This window comes from Sphingomonas sp. PR090111-T3T-6A, assembly GCF_000383095.1.
Lineage (GTDB): Bacteria > Pseudomonadota > Alphaproteobacteria > Sphingomonadales > Sphingomonadaceae > Solisphingomonas.
This window is the reverse complement of sequence record NZ_AORL01000024.1, coordinates 23,515-46,691: the sequence shown is the minus strand read 5'-3', so window position 1 is coordinate 46,691 and position 23,177 is coordinate 23,515. Positions and strand designations below refer to the sequence as shown.

Below are 23,177 nucleotides of genomic sequence, written 5' to 3'. Positions count from 1 at the left end.
AGTGGTCGAGAGGTTGGGCAAGCTCGACATCCTCGTGAACAATGCAGGCATCATCCGCCGGGCCGATGCGGTCGACTTCACCGAAGAAGACTGGGATGCGGTGATCGATACCAATTTGAAGTCGGTGTTCTTCCTGTGTCAGGCAGCGGGGCGTCACATGCTGGCGCGGGGCTCGGGCAAGATCATCAACATCGCCTCGATGCTGACCTTCCAGGGCGGCATCCGGGTGCCGAGCTATACCGCGTCCAAGTCGGGCGTGGGCGGCCTCACCAAGCTGCTCGCCAACGAGTGGGCGGCGAAGGGCGTCAACGTCAACGCGATCGCACCGGGTTATATCGCCACCAACAACACCGCCGCGCTGCAAGCCGACGAAGTGCGCGACAAGGCGATCCGCGAGCGTATCCCGGCGGGCGACTGGGGGCGGCCCAATGACCTCGGCGGCGCCGCCGTCTTCCTCGCCTCCGACGCCGCTCGCTACGTCCATGGCCATATCCTCGCCGTCGATGGCGGATGGCTCGCTCGGTGACATGAGATCGGCCGGGCTCCTGCGCCCGGCCCCAAAGCTCCGGGGGGAGCCCATAGCAAAGCGGCCGGCGATCGGCCCCATGAGAGGATCTATGAAGCGCCTATCCCTGCTTGCGACGCTCCTTCTGGCCGGAAGCCCGCTGGCGGCGGCTCCCGCCGCTCCGCAAACGGTCGCCAAGGCCGATATTCCCCGCGAATGGATCGACCCCGACACCGGCCACCGCATCGTCCGCCTGTCGGACGAGCCGGGCAGTTCCAGCCTCTATTTCAACTATAACGGCTACACGCCGCAGGGCGACAAGCTGCTCATCACCGTGCCCGAGGGCATCGCCACGGTGGACCTCAAGACGCGCAAGCTCACCGTTATCGTGCGCATCGCGACGCCGTTCCGGATGCTCTTCACCGGCCATCGCACGCGCAGCGTCTATTATATCACCATGCCCCAGAAGGCGGATGCGGCGAAGACGGTCTATGCCGCGGACGTCGATACGGGGCGCACGCGCAAGATCGCCGACGTGACCCATGGCGAGATCCAGACGATCAACGCCGACGAGACGCTGCTCGGCGGCGTCGAGACCGATCCGGGCGCGGCGTCGGCCAGCCTCGCTTATTTCCAGAAGCGCGACACCCGCTACGATCAGGCCGACTACAAGGCCACCGGCCCGGACGGAAAGCCGCTCACCTACGCCGAGGCGAAGGAGACGCGGATGAACGAGCGTCTGGAGGCCAAGATCCCGATGACGATGTTCACCATCGACACGAAGACCGGCGCGCGCAAGGCGGTCTACAGCTCGACCGACTGGCTCAACCATCTCCAATTCTCGCCGACCGATCCCGGCCTGCTGATGTTCTGCCACGAGGGGCCGTGGCACAAGGTCGATCGCCTCTGGACGATCCGCACCGACCAGCCGGGCGCCAAGCCCGTCTCCATCCACCATCGCACCATGAACATGGAGATCGCCGGCCACGAGTGGTTCTCGCATGACGGCAAGACCATCTGGTATGATCTCCAGACGCCGCGCGGCGAGGACTTCTGGGTTGCCGGCTACGAGATCGCGACGGGCAAGCGGACCTGGTATCACCTCCAGCGCAACGAATGGTCGGTGCACTACCACAGCTCGCCGGACGGCACGCTCTTCTCGGGCGACGGCGGCGACAATGAGATGGTCGCCCACGCGCCGGACGGGAAGTGGATGTATCTCTTCCGCCCGCAGACCATCCCCGATGTCGCCGGCATCAAGGCGCCCAACGCCGAGAGCCTGATCAAACCCGGCTTCTTCAAGGCCGAGAAGCTGGTGAACATGTCCAAGCAGGATTACCGGCTGGAGCCCAACGGCAATTTCACGCCGGACGGGAAGTGGCTGGTGTTCCGCTCCAACATGTTCGGCGGCACGCAGGTCTTCGCGGTCGAGCTGGCGAAGGCGAAGTAACGCCCTCCGCTCCGGCCGGGAGGCGTTTCCCGGCCGGAGCATCAGCGTTTGGGGGTCTGCCCCATGTCATCGATGCCGAAGCGATAGAGGGTGGTCGAGCGGAACACCGCGCCGGGCCGCAGCACGGTCGTCGGGAAATCCGGATGGTGTGGGCTGTCGGGGAAATGCTCCGTCTCCAGCGCGAAGCCCGCGCCCTGGCGCAGCAGCGTGCCGTCCGCGCCCGTCATTCCGCCGTCGAAGCCGTTGGCGGTGTAGAACTGGAGCCCCGGCTCGGTGGTGTAGAGCCGAAGCGTCCGCCCGCTCGTCGGATCGTGCGCGACCGCCGCCAGTGCAGGCGTGTCGCCCTTCGGCCCGTCGAGCACGAAATTATGGTCGAAGCCGTGCGCGGCGCGGAGTTGCGGATCGTCGCGGTTGACTCGCGTGCCGATCGCGACCGGCACGCGCAGATCGAACACCGTGCCGGCCACCGAGCGGAACTCGCCCGTCGGCAGGCGATGCTCGTCGGCGGGGGTGTAGCGCGAGGCGAGAATCTGGATGGTCTGCCCGTCCGCGCTGCCGCTGTCGTTGCCGGCGAGGTTGAAATAGCTGTGGTTGGTGAGGTTCACGACGGTCGGCTTGTCGGTCGTCGCGCGATAGTCGATGCGCAGCGTATCGTCGGCGGAGAGGCTGTAGGTGACGGCCACCTCCAGCGTGCCGGGGAAGCCGCCATCCCCGTCCGGGCTGGTGAGGCGGAGCGTCACCTCGCTGCATCCGGGCGTGCGGCAGGGCTCGGCCTTCCATATCCGCTCCGAGAAGCCGTCCTTGCCGGCATGGAGTATCGTCGCGTTGGGATCGGGCGAGAGCGCGTAGCGATGCCCGTCGATCGTGAAGCCGCCCTGCGAGATGCGATTGGCATAGCGGCCGACGATGCTGCCGAAATTGGTGCGCTCAGCATAGTCGGCCGGGCTGGGGAGGGCGAGCACGACGTTGGCGAGCTTGCCCTGCCGGTCCGGCATGCGGATCGCGTCGATCGCGCCGCCGAGCGTCAGCAGGCTCACCTGATGGCCGCGCGCATTGGTGAGCACATAGCGCTCGACCGCGCGTCCGTCGGGCAGCGTGCCGGCGGGCGTGGCCACCACGCTGGCCAGAGCGAGAGACAGCGCGGCGATCATCGGGTCGGCATCCTCATCCATTCCATACCCCTCTGCTCCTGCCGGAAGAGAGGGACACTGGCGAGCGGATCATGCCTGGCCGGTCATTTTCCTGTTCCAATTGGTGGCACTGGCTTTCATTAATTGCAACAAATCGCCGTCAGAGGATTGACACCGACTCAATTCGCATCATACTCCACAAAATAGAACATAATTCCATATTATGGATTTCCTCGGAGAGGGGTATGATGACCAAGCGGCGGACCGTTCGTCTTTCACAGCGCCTTCGTGGCAGCGTTGGTACTGGTATTGCAGGTGTTCTGCTGCTTGGCGTGCCGGCAGCGGCATGGGCCGCCGATCCGGCGGCGCCGGCTGCGGTGCCCGCCGCAGCCCCGGCTCCCGCCGACGCGCCCGCTCCCGACGCAACCGCTCAGGGCGGCGCGCCGGAGATCGTCGTCACCGGCTTCCGCCAGAGCCTCCAGTCCGCGATCCGCATCAAGCAGAAGTCGGCCGAAGTGGTCGACGCGATCAACGCGCAGGATATCGCGGCCTTCCCCGACGCCAACCTCGCGGACTCGCTCCAGCGCATCCCCGGCATCTCGATCGAGCGCGACGGCGGCGAGGGGCGCAACATCACCGTGCGCGGCCTCGGCGGCGATTTCAGCCGCACCCGCTTCAACGGGCTGGAGGCGATCGCCGCCACGACCGGCTCGACGCTCGGCAGCGGCATCAACAAGGGCCGCAGCTTCGACTACAGCGTGTTCGCGTCGGAGCTGTTCAACTCGATCGTCGTCCACAAGACCCAGTCGGCCGAGGTGGACGAGGGCTCGCTCGGCGCGACCGTCGATCTCCAGACCGGCCGCCCGTTCGACCATCCCGGCTTCCAGGCGGCGATTTCCGGGCAGGGCGCCTATTATCCGATGGGCAAGTCCGCCGCGCCGCGCCTCGCGGGGCTCATCAGCAAGACCTTCTTCGACGATCGCTTCGGCGTGTTGATCTCGGCGGCCTATTCCAAGCGCCGCGTGCAGGAAGACGCCTATTCCGATACGTCGCTCGCGGATTTCAGCGATCTCAACAACGGCTTCTGCCCTGTCGTGCCCGGCAGCATGGTCACCCCGGTCAACCCGCTGATCGGCACCGCGCCGCACGCCTCGCAATGTATCGCCGCACCGGGCGAGTTCCCCGGTTCGACGCCGGATGCTTATAACAAGCTCAACCAGCCCAATATCTTCGTGCCGCGTCTGCCGGGCTATGGTCGCTTCATCGACCGCGAGGAGCGCCTCGGCGTCACCGCATCCTTCCAGGCGCGGCCGACCGACCACACGCTCATCACGGTCGATCTCGCTTATTCGCGCTATCACCAGAACCAGAACGATCTGGCGACCAACCCGATCAGCCTCAATCGCGGCAATGGCACGGCCAACGCCAATTCGACGCTGACCGCCGCCCAGCTCGCCGGCCGCCCGAACATGAAGGTGCGCGACTTCGAGGCGAACGATGCGGGCGAGATGGTCTATGGCGTCTTCGACGACACCGACTTCAGCGTCACCAACTCGAAGAACAAATCGACGACGCAATTCTATCAGTGGAACATCAACGCCACGCAGGATGTCGGCAGCCGGGGCAAGCTGAAGCTGCTCTATGGCCAGTCCGCCTCGCTGTTCAACAATCCCTATTCGCGGCTCGTGACGTTCAGCCGTTTCGACGGCGACAACTTCGTCTATGACGCGCGCAACTCGCCGCACACGCCGTACCTGAACTACGGCTTCGACGCGACGGACCCCAACAACTGGGCGTTCCAGCCGGGCTATGACAGCATCCGCGAATATAAGGCCCGCGTGAACAACCGCTTCCGCGACCTCAAGGCGGATTTCGAGTATCAGCTCAGCGACGCGCTGACCGCCAAGGCGGGCATCACCTACAAGCGCTTCAGCTTCGTCTCGAAGCGCGAGCAGCGCATCGTCGACAACACGACGATCCCGCAGCTTCCCGCCGGCACCAGCATCGCCGACATCAGCAGCCGCGTCTCGATCGACGACATCGGCCTGCCGTCGGGCTCGACCAGTTCCTTCATCGTGCCGAACATCGACAAGATCATGGATATGTTCGGCGTCGATTGCGGCTGCGTGAACCAATATGGCGACTGGCGCCTGGGCTCGCTTGGCACCGGCGCGCAGGGCGACAACCGCTCGGTGATCGAGCGCGATCTCAGCCCCTACGCCCAGCTCGATTTCAAGTTCGACCTGCCCTACGGCATGGTGCTGCGCGGCAATGGCGGCCTGCGCTACGCCCATACCAACCAGCATTCGACCGGCTATGTCGGCAACGGCGTGCTGACCAAGGCGCGTCGCAACTATGACGATTTCCTGCCGGCGGGGAACCTTGCCCTCGATATCACGCCCAAGCTGACGGCACGCTTCGCCGTCGCCAAGGTGATGTCGCGTCCGTCGCTCAGCTATCTGACGCCGGGCGGCTCGATCAGCACGTCGCAGGTGCCTTATTCGGCGACGGTCGGCAATCCGAACCTCGATCCCTATCGCGCCACCAACATCGACGCCGCCGTGGAATGGTATTTCCAGACCGGCGCGATGCTGTCGGCGGCGTACTTCCACAAGAAGGTCAGCAACTTCGTCCAGCAGGTGACGCAGACGACGACCTATTCGGCCGCCGGCCTGCCTGTCTCGCTGCTGCCGGCGAGCGGCGATCCCAACGGCACCACCAACATCACCAGCTACGAGAACACCAAGGGCGGCAACATCGACGGCTTCGAGCTGGCGTGGCAGCAGCCCTTCACCTTCCTGCCGGGCTTCCTGAAGCACTTTGGCGGGATCGTGAACTACACGCACATCCACTCGAAGATCTCGTACATCCTCACCACCAATGCGAGCGGGCCGACGCTGATCGCGCCGCTCATCAACGTGTCGCCCAATTCGGCGAACGCGACGCTCTATTATGAGGATGCGAAGTTCTCGGCCCGCGTCTCGCTGGCCTATCGCGACCAGTATCTGCGCATCGTGCCGGTGCGCGCGGGCCTCGCCGACACGGCGGGTGCCTTCTCCAGCACCAATGTCGACGCGTCGATGAGCTACAAGCTCACCGACAAGCTCACCCTCAGCGTCGACGCGCTCAACCTCACCAACCAGCCGACCAGCTATTGGGACGGTGAGGATCGTCAGGACCAGCAGGTCTACTCCAAGACCGGGCAGCAGTTCTTCTTCGGCGCGCGGTACAAGTTCTGAGGATGGCCTTTCGTTTTCCCTGGACGCTGGGCGTCGCCATGGCCTCGATGGCCATCGGCGGCGCCCATGCCGCTCCAGCGCCGGGAAGGGTGCTGATCGCCAGCGATTCCACGGCGGCGGTCTACAGGTCCGATCAGTTTCCCCAGATGGGCTGGGGCATGTTCCTCGGCTGCAACCTGTCGCCGCGCGTGTCGGTGATGAACCTCGCGCGGGGCGGGCGCAGCACGCGGAGCTTCCTGGATGAGGGGCTGTGGTACGGCCTGCTCGCCACGCTCAGGCCCGGCGACACGGTGCTGATCCAGTTCGGCCATAACGACGAGGATCGCACCAAGATGTACCGGCACACCGAGCCGGAGGGTGAGTACAAGACCAACCTCACCCGCTTCGTCTCTGACGTGCGGGCGAAGGGCGGGCAGCCGGTGCTGGTCACCCCGATCGCGCGCCACGAGTTCGCGGATGGCCACGCCAAGGACACGCACGGCGCCTACTCCGCCACCGTCCGCGCGGTGGCGGCGGAGACGGGCACGCCGCTGATCGATCTCGACGCCGATTTCCGCGCCTTCATCGACGCTAAGGGCGAGGCGGCGTCGACACGTTATTTCCTGATCTACGCGCCCGAAGATCATGTCGCCCGCTTCCCCGACGGGCATCATGACACCACTCACCTGAATGAGCTGGGCGCGCGTGCCGCCGCCGCGATCGTTGCGAAGGACCTGGCGGCGCTCCCGCTGCCTGTCGCGCGTGCGGTGCGGGCGGGGGATGCCGAGGCCGTGACGACGCTCGGCTCCCCCGCATGCGCGGCTAGCGGATCGTGAGGTTGCGGATGCGCAGATGGCTCTTCGTCGTGCGCAGCGCGAAATGACCGGCGCTGTAGGGCTCCCGATCCTCCAGCGTGAACAGCGTCGCGCCGTCGCGCTCGACCGCGATGTGATGGCCGTCCGCGATCAGCACGACATGCGTCCAGCGATTGGGCTGGAGCATCGCGGCGGCGTCGTTGCGGTCATGCTCGGGCAGCAGCGGGCGGTTGCCGGGCTTGCCGATGTAGCGGCGGAAGCGCGTGCTCGTGTTCCGGTTGCCGCCGATGCCGACATAATAGGTGAGCAGGTCGTCATATTGCGCGAAGGCGCCGCTGCGCGGGTGCGGCGGGGTGCGCGGATCGGCCGTGCCGACATCGTGCGCCATCCAGAAGGCGTTGACGTCGCTCACGGCGTCGTCGGGGCCGCCCTCGGAGACGGGGAGCGCGTCGAACTCGATCCGCACTGGGCCGGTGAGCGTCGGGCGATACCAGAGCGAGATGCCCTTTGGGCTGTCGATGTCGAGGATGCCGCCCTTGGCGCTGACCTTCGCGGGCGCCTCCGCCTCGATACGCCATTGGCCGAGGCCGTGGCGGAAGTCGTCGCCCTTGGGCGGAGCCGCCGCGGCGAGCAGCAGGAGAGGCAAGGCGAAGCGCAGCTTGGTCATAGGCCGCTGATCCTAAACGCGAATGATCGCAGGAGGAAAGGCCTGAAGCGCCTCGCCCTGATCGCGCTCGCGGGGGGCCTGATGCACGCTACACCCGCGCTGGCCGAGCCGCTGTGGCGGCTGTCGCTGGATGGATCGGCGGCGAAGCAGGGTTTCACGCCGGTGCCGGCGGGCCAGCCCTACCGTGCGGGCGGTGTCGGCTATGAGCCGGGAAGTCGCGCCGACGCACTGCTGTTGTCGGCGGTGGTGCCCGAGGGGCTGTACCGCGTCACCGTCACGTTCGGAGCCGGCCGCACCACCGTCAAGGCGGAGAGCCGCCGCCTGATGTTGCTCGATGTCGTGGCGAAGCCCGGCGAGAGCGTCACGCGGAGCTTCCTCGTCGCGGTGCGCACGCCTGCGCTCGCCCCGCCGCCGCTGAATGCGCCCGGTGGCGATCATGTCCGGATCGGCGAGGCCGAGGCGAAGGCGCCCGACTGGGACGACCGGCTGACGCTGGAGTTCCTCGGGCAACCCCATGTGAAGACGGTGACGATCGAGCCTGCCACCGCGCCGACGATCTTCCTCGCCGGCGACTCCACCGTCACCGACCAGCCGAGCGAACCCGCCGCGAGCTGGGGCCAGATGCTGCCCGCGCTGCTCGACGACAAGGTGGCGGTGGCGAACCACGCTTGGTCGGGCGAGACGCTGAAGTCGTTTCTGACGGCGCTCAGGCTCGACAAGCTGCTGTCGCAGGCGAAGCAGGGCGACTGGCTGCTGATCCAGTTCGGCCACAACGACCAGAAGACGCAGTGGCCGCAGACCTTTACTGATCCGGTCCACACTTATCCGGCCTATCTGAAGGCCTATATCGCCGAGGCTCGCAGGCGCGGGATCACGCCCGTGCTGGTGACGCCGCCCGAGCGGCGCAACTTCGGCGCGGACGGCAAGCTGGTCGGCACGCTGGACGACTATGTTGCCGCGATGCGCAAGGTGGCGGCCGACGAGCATGTCGCGCTGATCGATCTCAACGCCGCCAGCCGCGCGATCTACGAGGCGCTGGGGCCGGAGCGCGCCCCGCTCGCCTTCAACGACGGCGGCAGGGACAAGACGCACAACGATAATTACGGCGCATGGCTGCTCGCCAACGCGGTCGCGGAGCAGCTTGCGAAGGTCGAGCCGTCGCTGGCCGCGCACATCGCGCCGGGCGCGGTGCGCTTCGATCCGGCGAAGCCGCCTCTGCCCGAACAAATCCACATCCCCGAGAGCATCGCGCGCAGCAACGCGCGCCCGGCGGGGAACTGAGCATGACCCGGCGCGATCTTCTCCTCACGGGCGCGGTGGCGATGCTGCCCTTCGCCGCCCGCGCGGCGGCACCGCTCGATGTCCGGGCGCTCGGCGCGCGCGGCGACGGCGTGACGCTCGACACCGATGCCTTCAACCGCGCCATCGTCGAGGCGGCGCGGGCGGGGGGCGGCACGGTCGTCATCCCGAAGGGTCGCTATCTCTGCTTCTCAGTCCGGTTGCGCAGCAATGTGGCGCTGGTCTTCGAGCCCGGTGCGGTGATCGAGGCCGCCGACCCTGCGCGTCATCAAGGCCGCTACGACCTGCCCGAGGATCGCGGCGATATCCTCTATCAGGATTTCGGCCACAGCCATTGGGCGAACAGCCTGTTCTGGGGCGATGGCGTCGAGCGCGTGTCGATCAGCGGCCCCGGCCTGATCGACGGGCGCGGCCTCACCCGCAACGGCCCCGGCGCGCGCTGGCACAAGACCACCGGCGAACGCCCGCTCTCGATGAAGGGCATGGACGACCACGCCATCACGAGGCTCGAACCCGACGCCGCCGCGATGAACGGGCAGGGCAACAAGGCCATCTCGCTCCGGGGCGGTGGCCGCGTCCGGCTCTCCGGCTTCACGATCCTGCGCGGCGGGCACATGGCGATCCTCGCCACCGGCACCGCGGGGATCGAGATCGATGACCTCCGCATCGACACCCAGCGCGACGGCATCGACCTCGACTGCGTGACGGGTGCGCGCGTGCGCGGCTGTCGCGTCAACTCGCCCAACGACGACGCGATCGTCGTGAAGAGCAGCCTCGCCCTCGGCCATCTCAAGCCGTCTCAGGATGTCGTCATCAGCGACTGCACCGTGTCGGGCTACGACATCGGCACCATGCTCGACGGCACGCGCGGCACCACGCAGGCGCTCGCCCCGGATCGCGACCGCCCGACCGGCCGCATCAAGCTCGGCACCGAGAGCAATGGCGGATACTCCCAGATCCTCATCGAGCGCTGCCGTTTCGAGCATTGCCGCGGCCTCGCGCTGGAGACGGTGGACGGCGGCGCCATGCGCGACGTGACTGTCCGCGACATCGTGATGCGCGACATTACCACCGCGCCGATCTTCGTGCGCATCGGCGACCGCAGGCGTGGGCCGGAGGGCACCGGCATCGGCAGCACGGCGGGCGTCCGCCTCTCCGACATTGACGCGACCGGCATCGACCATCGCTACCCCGCGATCCTCGCCGGGCTCCCCGGCCACCCGGTCGCGGACGTCAGCCTGGAGCGCATCCATCTCGGTTTCGCGGGTGGCGGCACGGCGGCGGACGCGGCGTTGCGCCCGGCGGAGGTGGTCGACGCCTATCCCGAGCCCTCCATGTTCGGCACGCTGCCGGCCTGGGGCCTGTGGATGCGCCACGCGCGCGACATCCGCATCCGGGGGCTGGAGATGACCACCGCCACGCCCGACGCCCGCCCCCCGGTGATGACCGAGGACGCGGAGCGCATCGCCGTCGCCGACACCCCGCTCTGGCATAACCGTATCGACCAAAAGGGCCGCGTATCATGACCCGTCACGCTTTCCGAATGCAGCTCAAGCCCGGCCATGTGGAGGAATATCGCCGCCGCCACGACGCGATCTGGCCCGAGCTGGCGGAGCTGCTCCGCGACGCCGGGATCAGCAACTATTCGATCTTCCTCGACGAGGAGACGCTGGCGCTGTTCGCCGTGCTCGACCTTGCCGACGACAACCGCCGCGACAGCCTGCCCGACCATCCGATCATGAAGCGCTGGTGGGACCATATGGCGCCCCTGATGGAGGTCGAGCCCGGCAACCGTCCGCGCGAATGGCCGCTCACCCCCCTGTTTTATCTCGCTTAAACCCAAGAGGATCGTTCCCCATGGCCGCCCTTACCCACGACGTTCCCCGACAGGACGTGCTGGACGCCATCGCCAAGCTCATCGACAATCTCGTCAACATCAAGGACGAGACGGGCGAGTTCCTCCTCCGGCTCGATGACGGCCGCGTCATCGACACCAAGGGCTGGAACGACTGGGAATGGACCCACGGCGTCGGCCTGTTCGGCCTCTACCGCTTCTACGAGCAGACCGGCGACCAGACCGCCTTCCAGGTGATGATCGACTGGTTCCGCGACCGTTTTGCGGCCGGCACGCCGACCAAGAACATCAACACCATGGCGCCCTTCCTGACGCTCGCTTACCTTTACGAGCGGACCGGAGACATCAGCTACATCCCCTATCTCGACACATGGGCGGAATGGCTGATGGCGCCTGACGGCCTCCCCAAGACCGAGGAGGGCGGCTTCCAGCACATCGTCTTCAACGACGAGAACCCGCAGGAGATGTGGGACGACACGCTGATGATGTCGGTCCTGCCGCTCGCCAAGATCGGGCTGCTGCTCGATCGCCCGCATTATGTCGAGGAGGCCAAGCGCCAGTTCCTCGTCCACATCAAATATCTGGCCGATCGCAAGACGGGCCTCTGGTATCATGGCTGGACGTTCGAGGGCCGGCACAATTTCGCCGGAGCGCTGTGGGCGCGCGGCAATTGCTGGGTGACGATCGCCATCCCCGAGATCATCGAGATGCTCGATCTTCCCGAGGGCGATGCGCTACGTACCTTCCTGATCGACACGCTCGCCGCCCAGGTGAAGACGCTGGCGGAGACGCAGGATGAAAGCGGCCTGTGGCACACGCTGGTGGTGGACCCGACCAGCTATCTGGAGGCGTCCGCCACGGCGGGCTTCGCCTACGGTATCCTGAAGGGGGTGCGGAAGGGCTATCTTCCGGCCGACTATCTCCCGGTCGGCCTCAAGGCGATCCGCGGGGTGCTTGCCAATATCGACGAGACGGGCGAGCTTCAGCAGGTGTCGTTCGGCACGGCGATGGGCGACACGATGCAGTTCTACAAGGACATCCCGCTGACCTCGATGCCCTACGGCCAGAGCCTTGCCATCTGCGCGCTCGGCGAATTCCTGCGCACCTACATCTGATGACCGACACCCGCCCGATCGCCGCAGAGAAAGCCCCGCCCGCGAGGGCGGTGGGGCTGATCAACTTCATCGCCTACGGGTCGAACGATTTCCTCGGCGCCGGCTCGATGGCGATCGTGTCGGGCTGGGTGCTGATCTTCTACACCAAGTTCTGCGGATTATCGGCCGGGCAGGCGGCGACGATCTTCGCGGTGGCGCGCATCCTCGATGCGTTCACCTCGCCGCTCATCGGCCATATCTCGGATCGGTTCGGCGGGCACTGGCTCGGGCGACGGTTCGGGCGGCGGCGCTTCTTCATCCTCGCGGCGATCCCGCTGCTGCCCTCTTTCGCGCTGATGTGGCTGCCGGGGCAGGGCTTCCTCTATTATCTCGTCACCTATGTGCTGTTCGAGATGGTCTACGCGATGGAGATCATCCCGTTCGAGACGCTCGCCGCCGAGATGTCGACCGACTATGCCACCAAGGCGAAGTTCGCGGGCTATCGCATCCTGTTCGGGCAGGTGTCGGCGATCCTTGCCGGGTTCATGCCGCTGTGGCTGATCAACTGGCTGGGCAAGGACAGCCCGCAGACCTTCTTCTACATGGGCGTGATCTTCGCCGTGCTGTTCATGGGCACGGCGGGGTTCCTCTATGCTTTCAGCTGGGAGCGCCATCTCCCGGCGAGCGCGCTGGAGGGCCGGAAAGGCGAGGGTGGTGTCGGCAGCGCCTTCACGGCGCTCTATCGCAACCTGTTCTCGACGATGCGGGTGCGGGCGTTCCGGCTGCATCTCGGCATGTATCTGGGCGGCTATATCAGCCAGGATATTTTCAACGCCGCTTTCACCTTCTTCGTGATCTTCGCGCTGGCGGGGACGACGGCGATCGCCTCGGGGCTGCTCGGCACGCTCTACATCGTGCAGCTTGTCGCGGTGTTCCTTGCGATCAACATGGCGCTCAGGAGTTCGCCTGCCCGCGCGTACCGGCTGGCGGCGCTGAGCTTCGCCGCGGGCGTGGTGGCGCTGATCGGCCTGTGGTGGGGCGGGGAGACCGGCGCGAGCTGGACGCTCTACATCCCCATCGCGCTGGCGGGGCTCGGGCGGGGCGCGCTCAACTACATCCCGTGGGCGACCTACAACTACATGGCCGATGTCGACGAGATCATGACCGGCAAGCGCCGCGAGGGCAGCTTCGCCGGCGTCATGACCTTCATCCGCAAGGCCGCGCAGGCGGCGGCGGTGGCGGGCGTGGGCCTCGTCATGGAGGCGGGCGGGTTCCAGTCCAAGGCCGCGGTGCAGAGTGCGGGCGCGATCCATGTGCTGGCGTGGGTGCTGGCGGCCGGCACGCTGGCGGTTCTCGCGGCGGGGATCGCCGTCTCCTTCCGCTTCCGCCTCGACAGCCGCACGCACGGCGTGCTGATGGCCGAGATCGAGCATCTCAAGACAGGCGCCCGCACCCCCACGTCCCCCGAGGCGCGGGAGATCGTGGAGGACCTGTCCGGCCGCCCCTATGAGCGGCTCTGGGGCCGGGCCTAGGCCTTGGGCGCGTAACCCAGCGCCGCGCTGATGTCCGCCGCCGTCTGGCGGACCTGCGGGGCCATGCGCTCCATCGCCTCGTCGTCGAGATAATGGGCGGCGCTGGCGATGTTGATCGCGAGGCAGATGCGCCCGTCCGCGCCCCGGATCGGCGCCGCGATCGAGCGCACGCCGTCGCCGATCTCGCTGTCGTGGCGTACCACGCCCTTCTCGCGGTTGGTTTTCATCTCGGCCAGCCACGCCTTCATGCGCGCGGGCGCGGCATGGCCGTCCTTCGCCAGATCATAGAGGCGGCGCAGCTCCTCCTCGCTCTCGTCGAGCAGCAGGGCCTTGCCCATGCCCGTCTCCGCGATCGGACGGCGATCGCCCGGCGAGGTGGCGACCAGCAGGCGCTGCCGCCCGGTGACGCGGTCGAGATGGCGCGACCAGTCGCCCTCGCGCTTGCCGATGAAGGCGCAATGGCCGGTCAGCTCGGAGAGGCGCTCGATATGCGGGCGAGCGACGCGCGCCGGGTCCATATGCTCGCGCGCCTTCTGGCCGAGCTGGAGCAGCTTGGGCCCGAGCGTCAGCCCGTCCGGCGTCAGCGCCAGATAGTCGCGCGAGCGCAGCGCCTTCACGAGGCGGTGCGCGGTCGTCTTGGTGAGGCCGAGCTTGGCCGCGAGATCCTGGATCCTGGTCGGCCCGTCCAGCGTCTCGTCGAGGATGTCGAGCGCGCGCATGAGGGTTTGAGCACCACTGGGCGAATCCACGCCGCCGGTCGTCTTCTCGTCTTTCACTCAAACACCTTGAGGTTGATCGTCGCCCGCACGCTAGCGGAATATTTGTGCGAGCGCGAGCAAGCTCCGCCGATGGCCGGAGGCCATCCGTCGAGGGTTGGGAACGAGGCTCAGTCCTCCAGCATCGCGGCGAGAGCGGGCGTGACGAGTTCGCGCGTCTCGCCGTCCGCCACGATGAGGAGGCGGGCGGCGATGCCCTCGCGCGCGGCGAGCGTCATGGCCTCGTCCGGGGCGAAGACGGTCAGCGCGGTGGCCCAGGCGTCGGCCCGGAGCGCGGTGTCGTGGAGCACGCTCACCGAGACGGTGCCGTGCGTGATCGGCCGGCCCGTGCGCGGATCGAGGCTATGGGCGCCGCGCCGATAGTCGCCCGAGGTCGCCACCGCGAGGCCGTGCAGCGCGATGCGGAGCGGCGGCACGTCCAGCCCCGGCGGCACTTCGAGATCGACCCACCAGGGATCGCCATCGGGCCGCACGCCGCGCCCGGCCAGCTCGCCGCCGATCTCGACCAGGGCATGGCGAACACCCGAGGCCTCCAGCAGATCGGCCAGAACGTCGACGGCATGGCCCTTGGCGATGCCGGAGAGATCGAGCATCACGCCGCCCGGCTGGCGCAGCCTCCGCGCCGGGGCGTCATAGGCGAGCCGTTGCCACCCCGCCAAGGCCCGCGCGGCATCGATCTCGTCATCGGAAGGCGGCCGGGGCGCTGCGACCGGTCCGAAGCCCCACAGATTGACGATCCGCCCGATCGCCGGATCGAACGCCCCGCCGCTCCGCCCGGCGATGGCGAGGCCTTCGGCCATCACCTGCGCGAAATCGGGCGGCAGCACGATCCATTGCCCCGCCGCCGCCCGGTTGAACCACGCAAGAAGCGAGCCCGCCTCCCAATGGCTCATCTCCCCGACGAGCCCGCCGAGCCGCGCGACGATGGACGCGCGGAGGGCCTGCGGATCGACATGGGGCGGGCGGGCGAACCGCACGCTCCACGTCGTCCCCATCGTCTCGCCGGCGAGGGCGGCCACCGGCGCGGCCGCGTCCCGCCCGGCGAAGGCCTGCGCCGAAATGGCGGGCGGCAGCGCGATCCTCACGATCGGCCGGTTCAGGGCGCCATCACCTCCAGCGTGGACGTGTAGCTCATCCGCCGCTCGGTCGCGCGCGGGGTGGCGGGGTGGTTGTCGGTCGTCGTGGCGTTCAGCCAGTACATGCCGGGCGCCGGCCACTTCACCTCCAGCACGCCGTCGGCGCCGGTGGCCAGCTCCATCACGCCCTCGCTGTCGCGATAGCGCTTGCCGCCGGGGATCAGCGTCACCTTGAGGCCCGCCGCCGGCTTGCCGTCGATCAGGAAGCGGAAGTGCGCCGGCTCGTTCGAGACGAGCGAGTCCGGGTGGGTGACGGGCTGCATGTCGAGGCCCTTGCCGGTGGGCTGGAGCACGGTGCTGGTCGGCTCGCCGGCCGTCACGAAAATAGCGTTGCGGCTGCTCATCTCGGTGAGCTTCACGTCGGTGGCGCCCGCCGGGATGTCGGCGGCGGTGGCGACGGAATGCGCGGGACGGCCCTCGGGGCCGCGCGGCGGCTGGCCCGGAGCGCCCTGCGGCGGCCCGCGGCGGCGGCCGACCGTCCAGTCCTCGCCGTTCAGCCTGAAGCTGCCCGACACGCTGGTGCTGGCGGTGCCGATCTTCCAGGTGCCCGGCTTGTCGAGCTGGACGTCGAAGGTGGAGCGATACCGCCCCTTTGCCGCATTCTGGATCGCGCCGGTCGAGCCGTCCGGCTGCCACACCTGGATGCTCTCGGTCGGCATCGGGAAATGATCGGGATAGAAGAGATCGTTGGAGACGGCGGCATCCACCGTCACCCAGTTATCGGTGCCCGACACGATGGTGGTCGACGGCAGCAGCCACTGACGATGCGCGGACAAGGCGGCGGGCGCCGACAGCAGCGCGGTGGCGACGAGCAGGCGGGAGACGAGCGCTCTCATGGAATGATCCTTCAGCGGGTGGAGAGGGTGACGGCGCCAAGCTCGGCCTTGCCGGTCGCGCGGGCATTGCCCGCCGGCAGGTTGACCGGAACGGTGACCAGCTCGCGGCCACCCGTCTCGCGCGCGGCCTCGACGTTGAGGACGTAGGCGCCGGGCTTCAGATCGGCGGGGAGGGCGATGTTATGCGGCCCGGGCGCCTGCGTCGCGCCGCTGATGCCGTCGGCGGGCATGGCCATGCTGCGGCCGCCCTTGCGCCACCAGGCGCGCAGCTCGGAAAGCCATTTGGTGCCGGGCTCGTTGCCGGCCTTTTTGATGTCGTACCACACCGCCAGCGTGCGCGGCGTGCCACCGCCGGCGGGCTCCAGCCACACGGCGACATAGGGGCGGTGATATTCGGCGACGCTCAGGCGGGGGACGGTGACGGTCACGGTGCCGGCGGTGGCGGGTGCGGCGAGGGCGCCGCCGAGCAGCAGGACGGAGGTTGGACGCATGACGATATCCCTCAATGGATGAACAGGACGGCCAGGAGAAAGGGGATGGCGACGCCGCCCAGCACCAGCGGCCAGGTGGAGTGCCGCCGCCGGGCGTGGAGATACAGCAGCACCAGCCCGGTCAGCGTGAAGAACACGCATGCCACCGCGAAAACGTCGATGAACCAGAACCAGACGCGGCCGGTGTTGCGGCCCTTGTGGAGATCGTTGAGGTAGGAGATCCAGCCCTGATCGGTCACCTCGGAGGTGATCTTCCAGCTCGCCCGGTCGATGCTGACCCAGCCGTCCCCGCCGGGCCGGGGGAGAGCGACATAGACCGCATCGTCGGACCATTCCGCCGCCCGCCCTCCTGCGTCCAGGCCCACCGCCGACTTGACCGCGCTCGCGACCGGCCCGGGCAGGGGCGCATCCTTCGCCGCCGGGTGCGCGAGCAGCGGACGGAGCGACGCGGGCAGCATCCCCTCCTTGTCCACCGTGACGGGATGCGCGGGGATGGAGGCGGCGTGGTTCAGCGTGATGCCGGTGATGGCGAAGGCGAGCATGGCGGTCAGCGAGATGGCCGCGCTCATCCAGTGCCATGTGTGCAATTGCTTGAGCCACCAGTTCCGCCACTTGTGCACGGGCTTACGGCGGCGGACGGGAGGAGGCTGCATCTGGGTCACGCAGCAGGGCGTAGAACGACAGGCGGGCTTGCTCAATAGCTAATGCGAACGGATCGCATTAATGTGCTCCGCAGTGCGCCGGGGCGTGCTTACCGCAACGGCGTCGGCAGGCTCACGCGATAGACCAGTATCCGGCTGTCATTGTCGAAATCCGAGTTGCAGGGCTGGCCGGACATCCGGCAGCGGCGCGCGATGAAATCATTGTCGTTGCCGACGAGCAGGAAATAGTCGGCCGGATGATCGGGCTCCAGCACGGACACGAGGTCCATCGCTTCCCATTTCTCGGACAGCGCCTCGACGCTGAGCCCGAAGCGCGCGAGCTGCACGGGGTTGAGCATGTTCACCAGCTCGACCCGGCCGGCCGGAACGATGCCCGGCCGCAGCTTCGTGCCGGCCGGGTCCTCCAGCAGCGACGCGGTGCCGGTTTCGTAGTCGGTGCCGGCGAGATTGGTCGCGCCCGCGACGTCGACCAGCAGGATGCTCTTGTAGACGATCGGCGCCTTGCCCTCCGCGCCGCGCCCCGCGCTGTCCCGCGCGAGCATCAGGAAGCGATGGTCGTCAAGCGCGCGGATTTCGCTCTGCGCGGCGGTGCGATCGGGGGTGCCGCCATTGCCGTCGGCGTTATAGGCCGGCAATTGCACCACATAATGCGCGACGGGTCGCGATGGTGCCGGTGTCCGGCTCACGTCGTAGACCAGCACGCGGATGTCGGTGCGGCCGGCGGCATTGCCGGTGGCGCTGTCCTGCATCAGCGCGCTTTGCAGGGCGACGAACAGGGTGCGGCCGTCGGGCGACAGCGACATGCCTTCCACGCCCTGATTGTTGCGCCGGCCGGTTTGCGGCGCGTGCAGCGAACCGAAATCGGGCCGCCCGGCGCTGCGCGGCGCGACGGCCGCGGGCGGTCGTATCACGCCACGCAGACGACCGCGCCGGTCGAAATGATACACATTGGCCGCATATTCATCGCCGACGTAGAAGCCGCCGTCGCGCGTGAATTGCAGCGATTCCGCATCGAGCGACACCTTGCCGGCGCCGACGCCGCCGGCCGGAGCCGGCAACACCATGCCGCGCTCCGTCACCGTACCCGCGCCCGGATCGGCGCCGGTGAACGGGCGGCCCCGGAAGTCGCGCAGCTCGAGCCCGCCATCGGGAACGAGGCTGACCCGCCCATCGCCCGGCGTGAAGCGGATGCGCAGCCGCTCCAGCCGCCCCGCATAATCGAAGAAGAGGTTTGCGGCAGGATCGTTGCGGCCCCGGTCCGGCAGCGTCCAGAGGATGCCCTCATAATGGTTGCCAACGCGCTTCCAGCTACCCGGCGCGATCTGGAGCGAGGAGAAGGAACCCAGCGTGTCGCCGAGGAAATCCACCGTGCCGGCCGGAAGGCTGCCGGTGCCGGCCAGACCCCGGTCGATGAAGGTCTGGCCGTTGAGCGAGACACTGCGCGCACCGGCGCTCTGATCCCAATGCGGCCGGGTGATCGGCTCTTCCCCGCCGGCGAGGGCGGGGAAGGCCGGGACAAGCCACGCCAGCATCAGCGCGGCGCCGAGACGCTTAGAAATCAATGCCGAACGTCCCGAAGACCTGCCGCGGCGCGGACGAGTGGAACACCAGAATGGTGCCGGTCTTGTCGGTCGGCGCGAACACGCTGTTGTCGAAGTTCGACGCATAGCGCTTGTCGGTGAGGTTGGTGACGTTGAGCGACAGCTTCGCGCCCTTCAGCGGGCCGACCTTGCCGAAATCATACCCGACGCCGAGATCGAAGGTGGTGTAGCCGCCGAAGCTCTGGTCGTTGGTGTAGGTGTAATAGCGCCGGCCGGTATATTTGCCCTGCAGCGAGCCCCAGAAACCGTCCTTCCGCACGGTCAGCATGCTGGCCACCATCGTCTTCGGCGTATCGACCTGCTGCTTGCCGGCCGTGGCGTAGATCACGCAGGTGGTCGTGCACCAGTTGAGATCCTGATCGTAGGTGGTCTTGTTGAGCGAGGCCGAATTGTACCAGCTCAGCCACGGCAGCGGCTTCCACAGGACGCCGAGTTCCGCGCCCCGGCTGGTGACGCTGCCGGCGTTGTGGAAGGAGTTGCCGCAGCCCGGATTCTGCTGCTGGTTGGTGGGGCAGGGGTTGTACTGCAACAGGCGGTTGTCGAACTTCACCCAATAGCCGGTCGCGGACACCTGCAACGGGCCGCTCACATAGCGGTAGCCGCCTTCGACGCTCTTCGACGTCTCGGGCTTCAGCGTCTTGCCCTGCGCGTCCCAGACGGCCTGCGAGACCGACTGCGGGCCGAGTTTGAAGCCGCCCTGGAACATCGCCATATTCTCGGCGTAGCTCGCGAAGAGTTCGTGGCGCGGCGCGATCTTCCAGCGCACGCCCACCTCCGGCAGGAAATTGTCCTTGGCCTTGAGCGTGCCGCTCGCGAACTGGCTGGAGGCCGGCGGCGGCGTCTTGGCGATGCCGGGCTCGGCTTGCGCGTCGGACTTCGAATAGGTGCTCTTGAAGCCGAAATCGATGCTCAGCGCATCATCGAAGAAGCTCGCGGTGTCCTGAAGATAGAATTGCCGCGTCTTCCACTTGGTCTGCTGCACCCACTGGGCCTGATCCGGCTGGCCCTTCAGATATTGCGCGAGGCTGAAGGGACCGGTGACGTTGGTCCAGATATAGCGCGCGGCGCTGCTCGTATTGTCTTCGATCCAGAAGCCCGCCTGGATGTGGTTGAAGGCGACATCCCAGCTCAGATTACCGAGCACGCCGGTGCGGTCGATCGTGTAGCGGGTGTCGCGGATCTGGACCGGCAGATCGTCATCGGTGGTCGTCGTGCCCTGCGTGGACCAGCCGGTGATCCAGTTGTTGCCGGCGCCCTTGTCGGTGTGATGATACACCTGAAGGTGCGCGTGGAGGGACTTGGTGAGGTCGTAATCCCCGGCGACGTAGAACAGATTGTCGTCGCGCAGGATCTGGCCGTTGGTGAAGGTGACGTCGGCGTTCTTCTGTGGCGACGGCGCGGCGACGCACTTGCCCGCGGCCGCCGGCCCGGTCACGCCGCAATAGGCGACGCCGAGATAGGATTGCCAGTCCGGCGCATAGCCGCCCCAGTCCCAGCCGAGACGCGACTGCATCTCTTTCGACAGATAGGGATCGTCGGCCTGGTTGGTGCGCGAGACGTCGCCGAAGGCGGTGATCGTGCCGCCGTCGAACTGGTATTTCAGCTTGCCGTTGAATTGCTTGACGGTGGACTTGTTCCACGCGCGCTGATTCACGAACAGGTCCTGCTCGCCATACTGGCCGGAGAGATAGGCCGAGAAACCGGCATGCTCGCCGGTGTCGAAGCGCGCGTAGGTGCGCTTGCCGGCCTCGCTGCCGAAGGTCTGGCTGACCGAGAAGCCCAGCTCCTTATGCGGATCGCTGCTCGCATAGGTCACCGCACCGCCGAGGTTGCTGGTGGACGGGATGCCGAGGCCGGCGATGCCCGTCGCGAGATCGGCGCGGCCGAGATTTTCGGAGATGAGCGCGCGGTTGATGGTGAGGCCGTTATAGTTGTTGTAGGCGCCGTCGCCGAGCGGCATCCCGTCGAGCGTGTAGCCGAGATGCGTGGTGCTGAAGCCGCGCACCTGAAGGGTCATCGACTGCTCGTTGAGGCCCAGCGCGTCGATCGACTGCGCGCTCACGCCCGGCAGGATGTTCAGCGCCTTCTGCACGCTGACGCCGGGCGGCAGGATCTTGAGATTCTGCGGAAGCAGGGTCGAGACCGAGCGGGTCTCGCCGCTGCCGAGGACGACGATCTCGGAGGAGTCGGCCTCCGCGTCGGCGCTGGCGACGGGCGCGTCCTGCAAGGCCGTGCTCTGGTTCGCCACGATCACATAGGTGCCCGCGCCCGTCGTCCGGACGGCGAGGCCGGTGTTGGCGAGCATCCGTTCGAGCGCCTGATCGACCGTCATCGCGCCGGAGATGGCCTGCGTGCGACGGCCTTCCGCGACATGGCCGGACACCACGATCTGCACCTTGGCCTGCCGGGCGAACTGCCGCACGGCGCTCGCCACATCCTGCGAAGGCACGTTGAAGGTGGTGGCTTGCGCCAGCGCGGGCGAAGCGATCGCAAGCGCAGGGATAGCCGAGCCGATGGCCAGCCGGCGGAAGTGAGCGTGCATGAAGGTCCCCTTGGGTCGGTCGGAGTGACGGTTCACCTCCTCGACGCCGTGGGGGACGGTTTCCTTATCGCCGTTGGTTATTTTTTCGAGGGGCCGATGACGATGCCGTCCGGATCGGAGCGGGCCTCGGTGCCGAGGCTCACCGCGGCCGCGCGTGCAAAGCCGGCCGCGTCGTCCATGCGAAACGATCCATAGAGGCTTTCCCGGCCCAGCCCGGCGTTGCCGACGCGCAGTTGCAGCCGGCTATGCCGGTTGATGGCAGCGACCGCACTGTCCAGCGTTTCGCCGTCCAGCTCGAGCCGGCCGTCCCGCCACGCCAGCATCCGCTCGATGTCGGCGGGCGCGATGCGGACGGTTTTCGGCAGGGGGCCGTTCGCTGCCAGCTTCGAGAACCGGGCCCGCTGGCCCGCCGTCAGATCGACCCGGCCCGCCGGAGCATCGACGCGGACAGCGCCCTGCGTGACGAGAACCTCGACATCTCCGGATGGATCGTCATCCGCCACCTGGAAGGTGGTGCCGATGTCGGTGATGACGATATTGTCCACGATCACGCGGAAAGGGCGCTCCGCATTGTGCGCCGCGCGGAACAGCGCTTTCCCGGACTGCATGTGCACGTCGCGGTGCGTCGCGTCGAAGGCGATGTCGATCCGGCTCTTGGCGTCGATCGACACCGACGAGCCATCGCTGAGCGCCACCGACCGGACCTCGCCGATCTGGGTCTCGTAGCGTTCGTTCGGCGGGCCGATGAGCAGGAAGGCCGCGACCGATGCCGCCAATGCGGCCGTTCCGCCACCCGCGATGGCCAGCCGTTTCCAGTTCGAGGCTTTCCCGCTTTCGGCCGGTGAATCCTCGGCATGGGAAGCCGGCTCGAACAGGGCCAGCGTCGCCTGCGCGCGCAGCAGGGCGCCGGCGTGCTTCGGATTCTGGGCGAACCACTCATTCAGTCCCGGAGGAGGCTGATCCGGCGCGGCGTCGATTTTCAAAGCCCAGGCTGTCGCCTCGGCCTCCAGTTCCTCAACCGATTTTCTGCCGCTTGTCGTCAATCTTCCACTCTTCCCGCTCTTCTTCGCCGGTGTCTCTGAGCGCTCGCTGGATCAGGCGAAGCGCCTTCTGGACATCGTTCTCGACTACATTCTCACTAACGCCAAGTCGCCTCGCGATTTCCCGCTGCGGTATCCCTTCCATCCGCTTCCAGGTGAAGATCGTCCGGCATCGCTCGGGCAGCGTCGCCAGCAAGGCCTCGATCAGCCCGAGCTGCTCGCGCGCGAAGATCGTGGCCTCGACACCTGTCGCCTCGTCCACGACGATCGGCGCGGCGTTTTCCGTAAAATCCTCAAGCCGGACGACCCGCGCGCGCCGGAGGCTGTCGCGCCAGGCATTCTTGACGATCTGCATGAAATAGGCGCCCGGCCGATCGATATGGTCGACGGACTTGAGCGTCGTCAGGCGACAATAGGCGTCCTGGATCAGGTCATCGATGTCGCTCTCGGCGACACCCAGCCGACGCAGTGCTCCCCTGACCTTCTGCTCCTGCGGGATCACATGAAGCGACACCCATCGGACGATAT

The 23,177-nt window shown here is 67.3% G+C and carries 20 protein-coding genes; 9 read left to right on the top strand and 11 right to left on the bottom strand.

The features are described 5' to 3' along the window. Positions 1-526, top strand: a 526-nt coding sequence (locus tag ST3T6A_RS0118370) for an SDR family oxidoreductase (protein WP_019834425.1), incomplete at its 5' end; no start/stop codon positions are given. 91 nt (positions 527-617) lie between these two features. Next, positions 618-1,955, top strand: coding sequence for an oligogalacturonate lyase family protein (locus tag ST3T6A_RS0118365; protein ID WP_019834424.1), 1,338 nt, complete (start codon positions 618-620; stop codon positions 1,953-1,955). A gap of 41 nt (positions 1,956-1,996) precedes the next feature. Here the strand turns inward: ST3T6A_RS0118365 and ST3T6A_RS0118360 are convergent, their stop codons facing one another. After that, the gene (locus tag ST3T6A_RS0118360; RefSeq protein WP_019834423.1) at positions 1,997-3,127 is read right to left on the bottom strand and encodes an aldose epimerase family protein; all 1,131 of its coding nucleotides are present in this window, start codon (positions 3,125-3,127) and stop codon (positions 1,997-1,999) included. A 290-nt stretch (positions 3,128-3,417) separates the two neighbouring features. Between ST3T6A_RS0118360 and ST3T6A_RS20615 the strand changes: the two genes are divergently transcribed. Together ST3T6A_RS20615 and ST3T6A_RS0118350 are read left to right on the top strand one after the other, a co-directional pair. Then, a complete protein-coding gene (locus ST3T6A_RS20615) occupies positions 3,418-6,324 on the top strand; it encodes a TonB-dependent receptor (protein ID WP_019834422.1) in 2,907 nt (968 codons plus the stop codon). 2 nt (positions 6,325-6,326) lie between these two features. Further along, positions 6,327-7,139, top strand: coding sequence for a rhamnogalacturonan acetylesterase (locus ST3T6A_RS0118350; protein WP_051103501.1), 813 nt, complete (start codon positions 6,327-6,329; stop codon positions 7,137-7,139). On the opposite strand, the gene ST3T6A_RS0118345 is transcribed toward ST3T6A_RS0118350, so the two are convergent. After that, a complete protein-coding gene (locus ST3T6A_RS0118345; protein ID WP_019834420.1) occupies positions 7,126-7,785 on the bottom strand; it encodes a DUF6250 domain-containing protein in 660 nt (219 codons plus the stop codon). The two genes, ST3T6A_RS0118350 and ST3T6A_RS0118345, sit on opposite strands and share 14 nt — an antisense overlap. 81 nt (positions 7,786-7,866) lie before the next feature. Between ST3T6A_RS0118345 and ST3T6A_RS0118340 the strand changes: the two genes are divergently transcribed. The 5 genes from ST3T6A_RS0118340 to ST3T6A_RS0118320 are packed head-to-tail and all read left to right on the top strand — an operon-like array spanning position 7,867 to position 13,565. Further along, positions 7,867-9,066 (top strand): rhamnogalacturonan acetylesterase, encoded by a 1,200-nt coding sequence (locus tag ST3T6A_RS0118340; protein WP_019834419.1) that lies wholly within the window; start codon positions 7,867-7,869, stop codon positions 9,064-9,066. A 2-nt stretch (positions 9,067-9,068) separates the two neighbouring features. Beyond that, on the top strand, positions 9,069-10,610 hold the full coding sequence (locus ST3T6A_RS0118335; protein WP_019834418.1) for a rhamnogalacturonidase: 1,542 nt from the start codon (positions 9,069-9,071) through the stop codon (positions 10,608-10,610). Further along, a complete protein-coding gene (gene rhaM / locus ST3T6A_RS0118330; RefSeq protein ID WP_026359859.1) occupies positions 10,607-10,921 on the top strand; it encodes an L-rhamnose mutarotase in 315 nt (104 codons plus the stop codon). The genes ST3T6A_RS0118335 and rhaM overlap by 4 nt, the downstream gene beginning before the upstream one ends. Before the next feature lie 20 nt (positions 10,922-10,941). Further along, positions 10,942-12,054 carry a beta-galactosidase BglB gene (gene bglB, locus ST3T6A_RS0118325; RefSeq protein ID WP_019834416.1) on the top strand — a complete coding sequence of 371 codons (1,113 nt, stop codon included), beginning with the start codon at positions 10,942-10,944 and terminating at the stop codon, positions 12,052-12,054. After that, positions 12,054-13,565 (top strand): MFS transporter, encoded by a 1,512-nt coding sequence (locus ST3T6A_RS0118320; RefSeq protein WP_019834415.1) that lies wholly within the window; start codon positions 12,054-12,056, stop codon positions 13,563-13,565. The genes bglB and ST3T6A_RS0118320 overlap by 1 nt, the downstream gene beginning before the upstream one ends. Here ST3T6A_RS0118320 and ST3T6A_RS0118315 read toward each other — a convergent pair. The 9 genes from ST3T6A_RS0118315 to ST3T6A_RS20610 form a co-directional block, all read right to left on the bottom strand. After that, a complete protein-coding gene (locus tag ST3T6A_RS0118315; RefSeq protein ID WP_026359857.1) occupies positions 13,562-14,341 on the bottom strand; it encodes an IclR family transcriptional regulator in 780 nt (259 codons plus the stop codon). The genes ST3T6A_RS0118320 and ST3T6A_RS0118315 overlap by 4 nt on opposite strands. 110 nt (positions 14,342-14,451) lie before the next feature. Beyond that, positions 14,452-15,426, bottom strand: coding sequence for an FAD:protein FMN transferase (locus tag ST3T6A_RS0118310; RefSeq protein WP_019834413.1), 975 nt, complete (start codon positions 15,424-15,426; stop codon positions 14,452-14,454). Positions 15,427-15,437: 11 nt separating this feature from the next. Beyond that, positions 15,438-16,313: a DUF4198 domain-containing protein gene (locus tag ST3T6A_RS0118305; protein ID WP_019834412.1), complete on the bottom strand. Its 876-nt coding sequence runs from the start codon at positions 16,311-16,313 to the stop codon at positions 15,438-15,440. 11 nt (positions 16,314-16,324) lie between these two features. Continuing rightward, on the bottom strand, positions 16,325-16,804 hold the full coding sequence (locus ST3T6A_RS0118300) for a DUF2271 domain-containing protein (RefSeq protein ID WP_019834411.1): 480 nt from the start codon (positions 16,802-16,804) through the stop codon (positions 16,325-16,327). Between the two features lie 11 nt (positions 16,805-16,815). Beyond that, entirely contained in the window at positions 16,816-17,457 is a 642-nt protein-coding gene (locus tag ST3T6A_RS0118295; RefSeq protein ID WP_037539077.1) for a PepSY-associated TM helix domain-containing protein, read from the bottom strand. Between the two features lie 98 nt (positions 17,458-17,555). Then, positions 17,556-19,028 (bottom strand): esterase-like activity of phytase family protein, encoded by a 1,473-nt coding sequence (locus tag ST3T6A_RS0118290; protein ID WP_026359855.1) that lies wholly within the window; start codon positions 19,026-19,028, stop codon positions 17,556-17,558. Next, positions 19,018-21,609: a TonB-dependent receptor domain-containing protein gene (locus ST3T6A_RS0118285; protein ID WP_235785857.1), complete on the bottom strand. Its 2,592-nt coding sequence runs from the start codon at positions 21,607-21,609 to the stop codon at positions 19,018-19,020. Before ST3T6A_RS0118285 ends, ST3T6A_RS0118290 begins: the two co-directional genes overlap by 11 nt. 77 nt (positions 21,610-21,686) lie before the next feature. After that, positions 21,687-22,592: a FecR family protein gene (locus ST3T6A_RS0118280; RefSeq protein WP_019834407.1), complete on the bottom strand. Its 906-nt coding sequence runs from the start codon at positions 22,590-22,592 to the stop codon at positions 21,687-21,689. Positions 22,593-22,623: 31 nt separating this feature from the next. Beyond that, positions 22,624-23,151 (bottom strand): RNA polymerase sigma factor, encoded by a 528-nt coding sequence (locus tag ST3T6A_RS20610; protein ID WP_235785856.1) that lies wholly within the window; start codon positions 23,149-23,151, stop codon positions 22,624-22,626. Between the last annotated feature and the right edge of the window lie 26 nt (positions 23,152-23,177).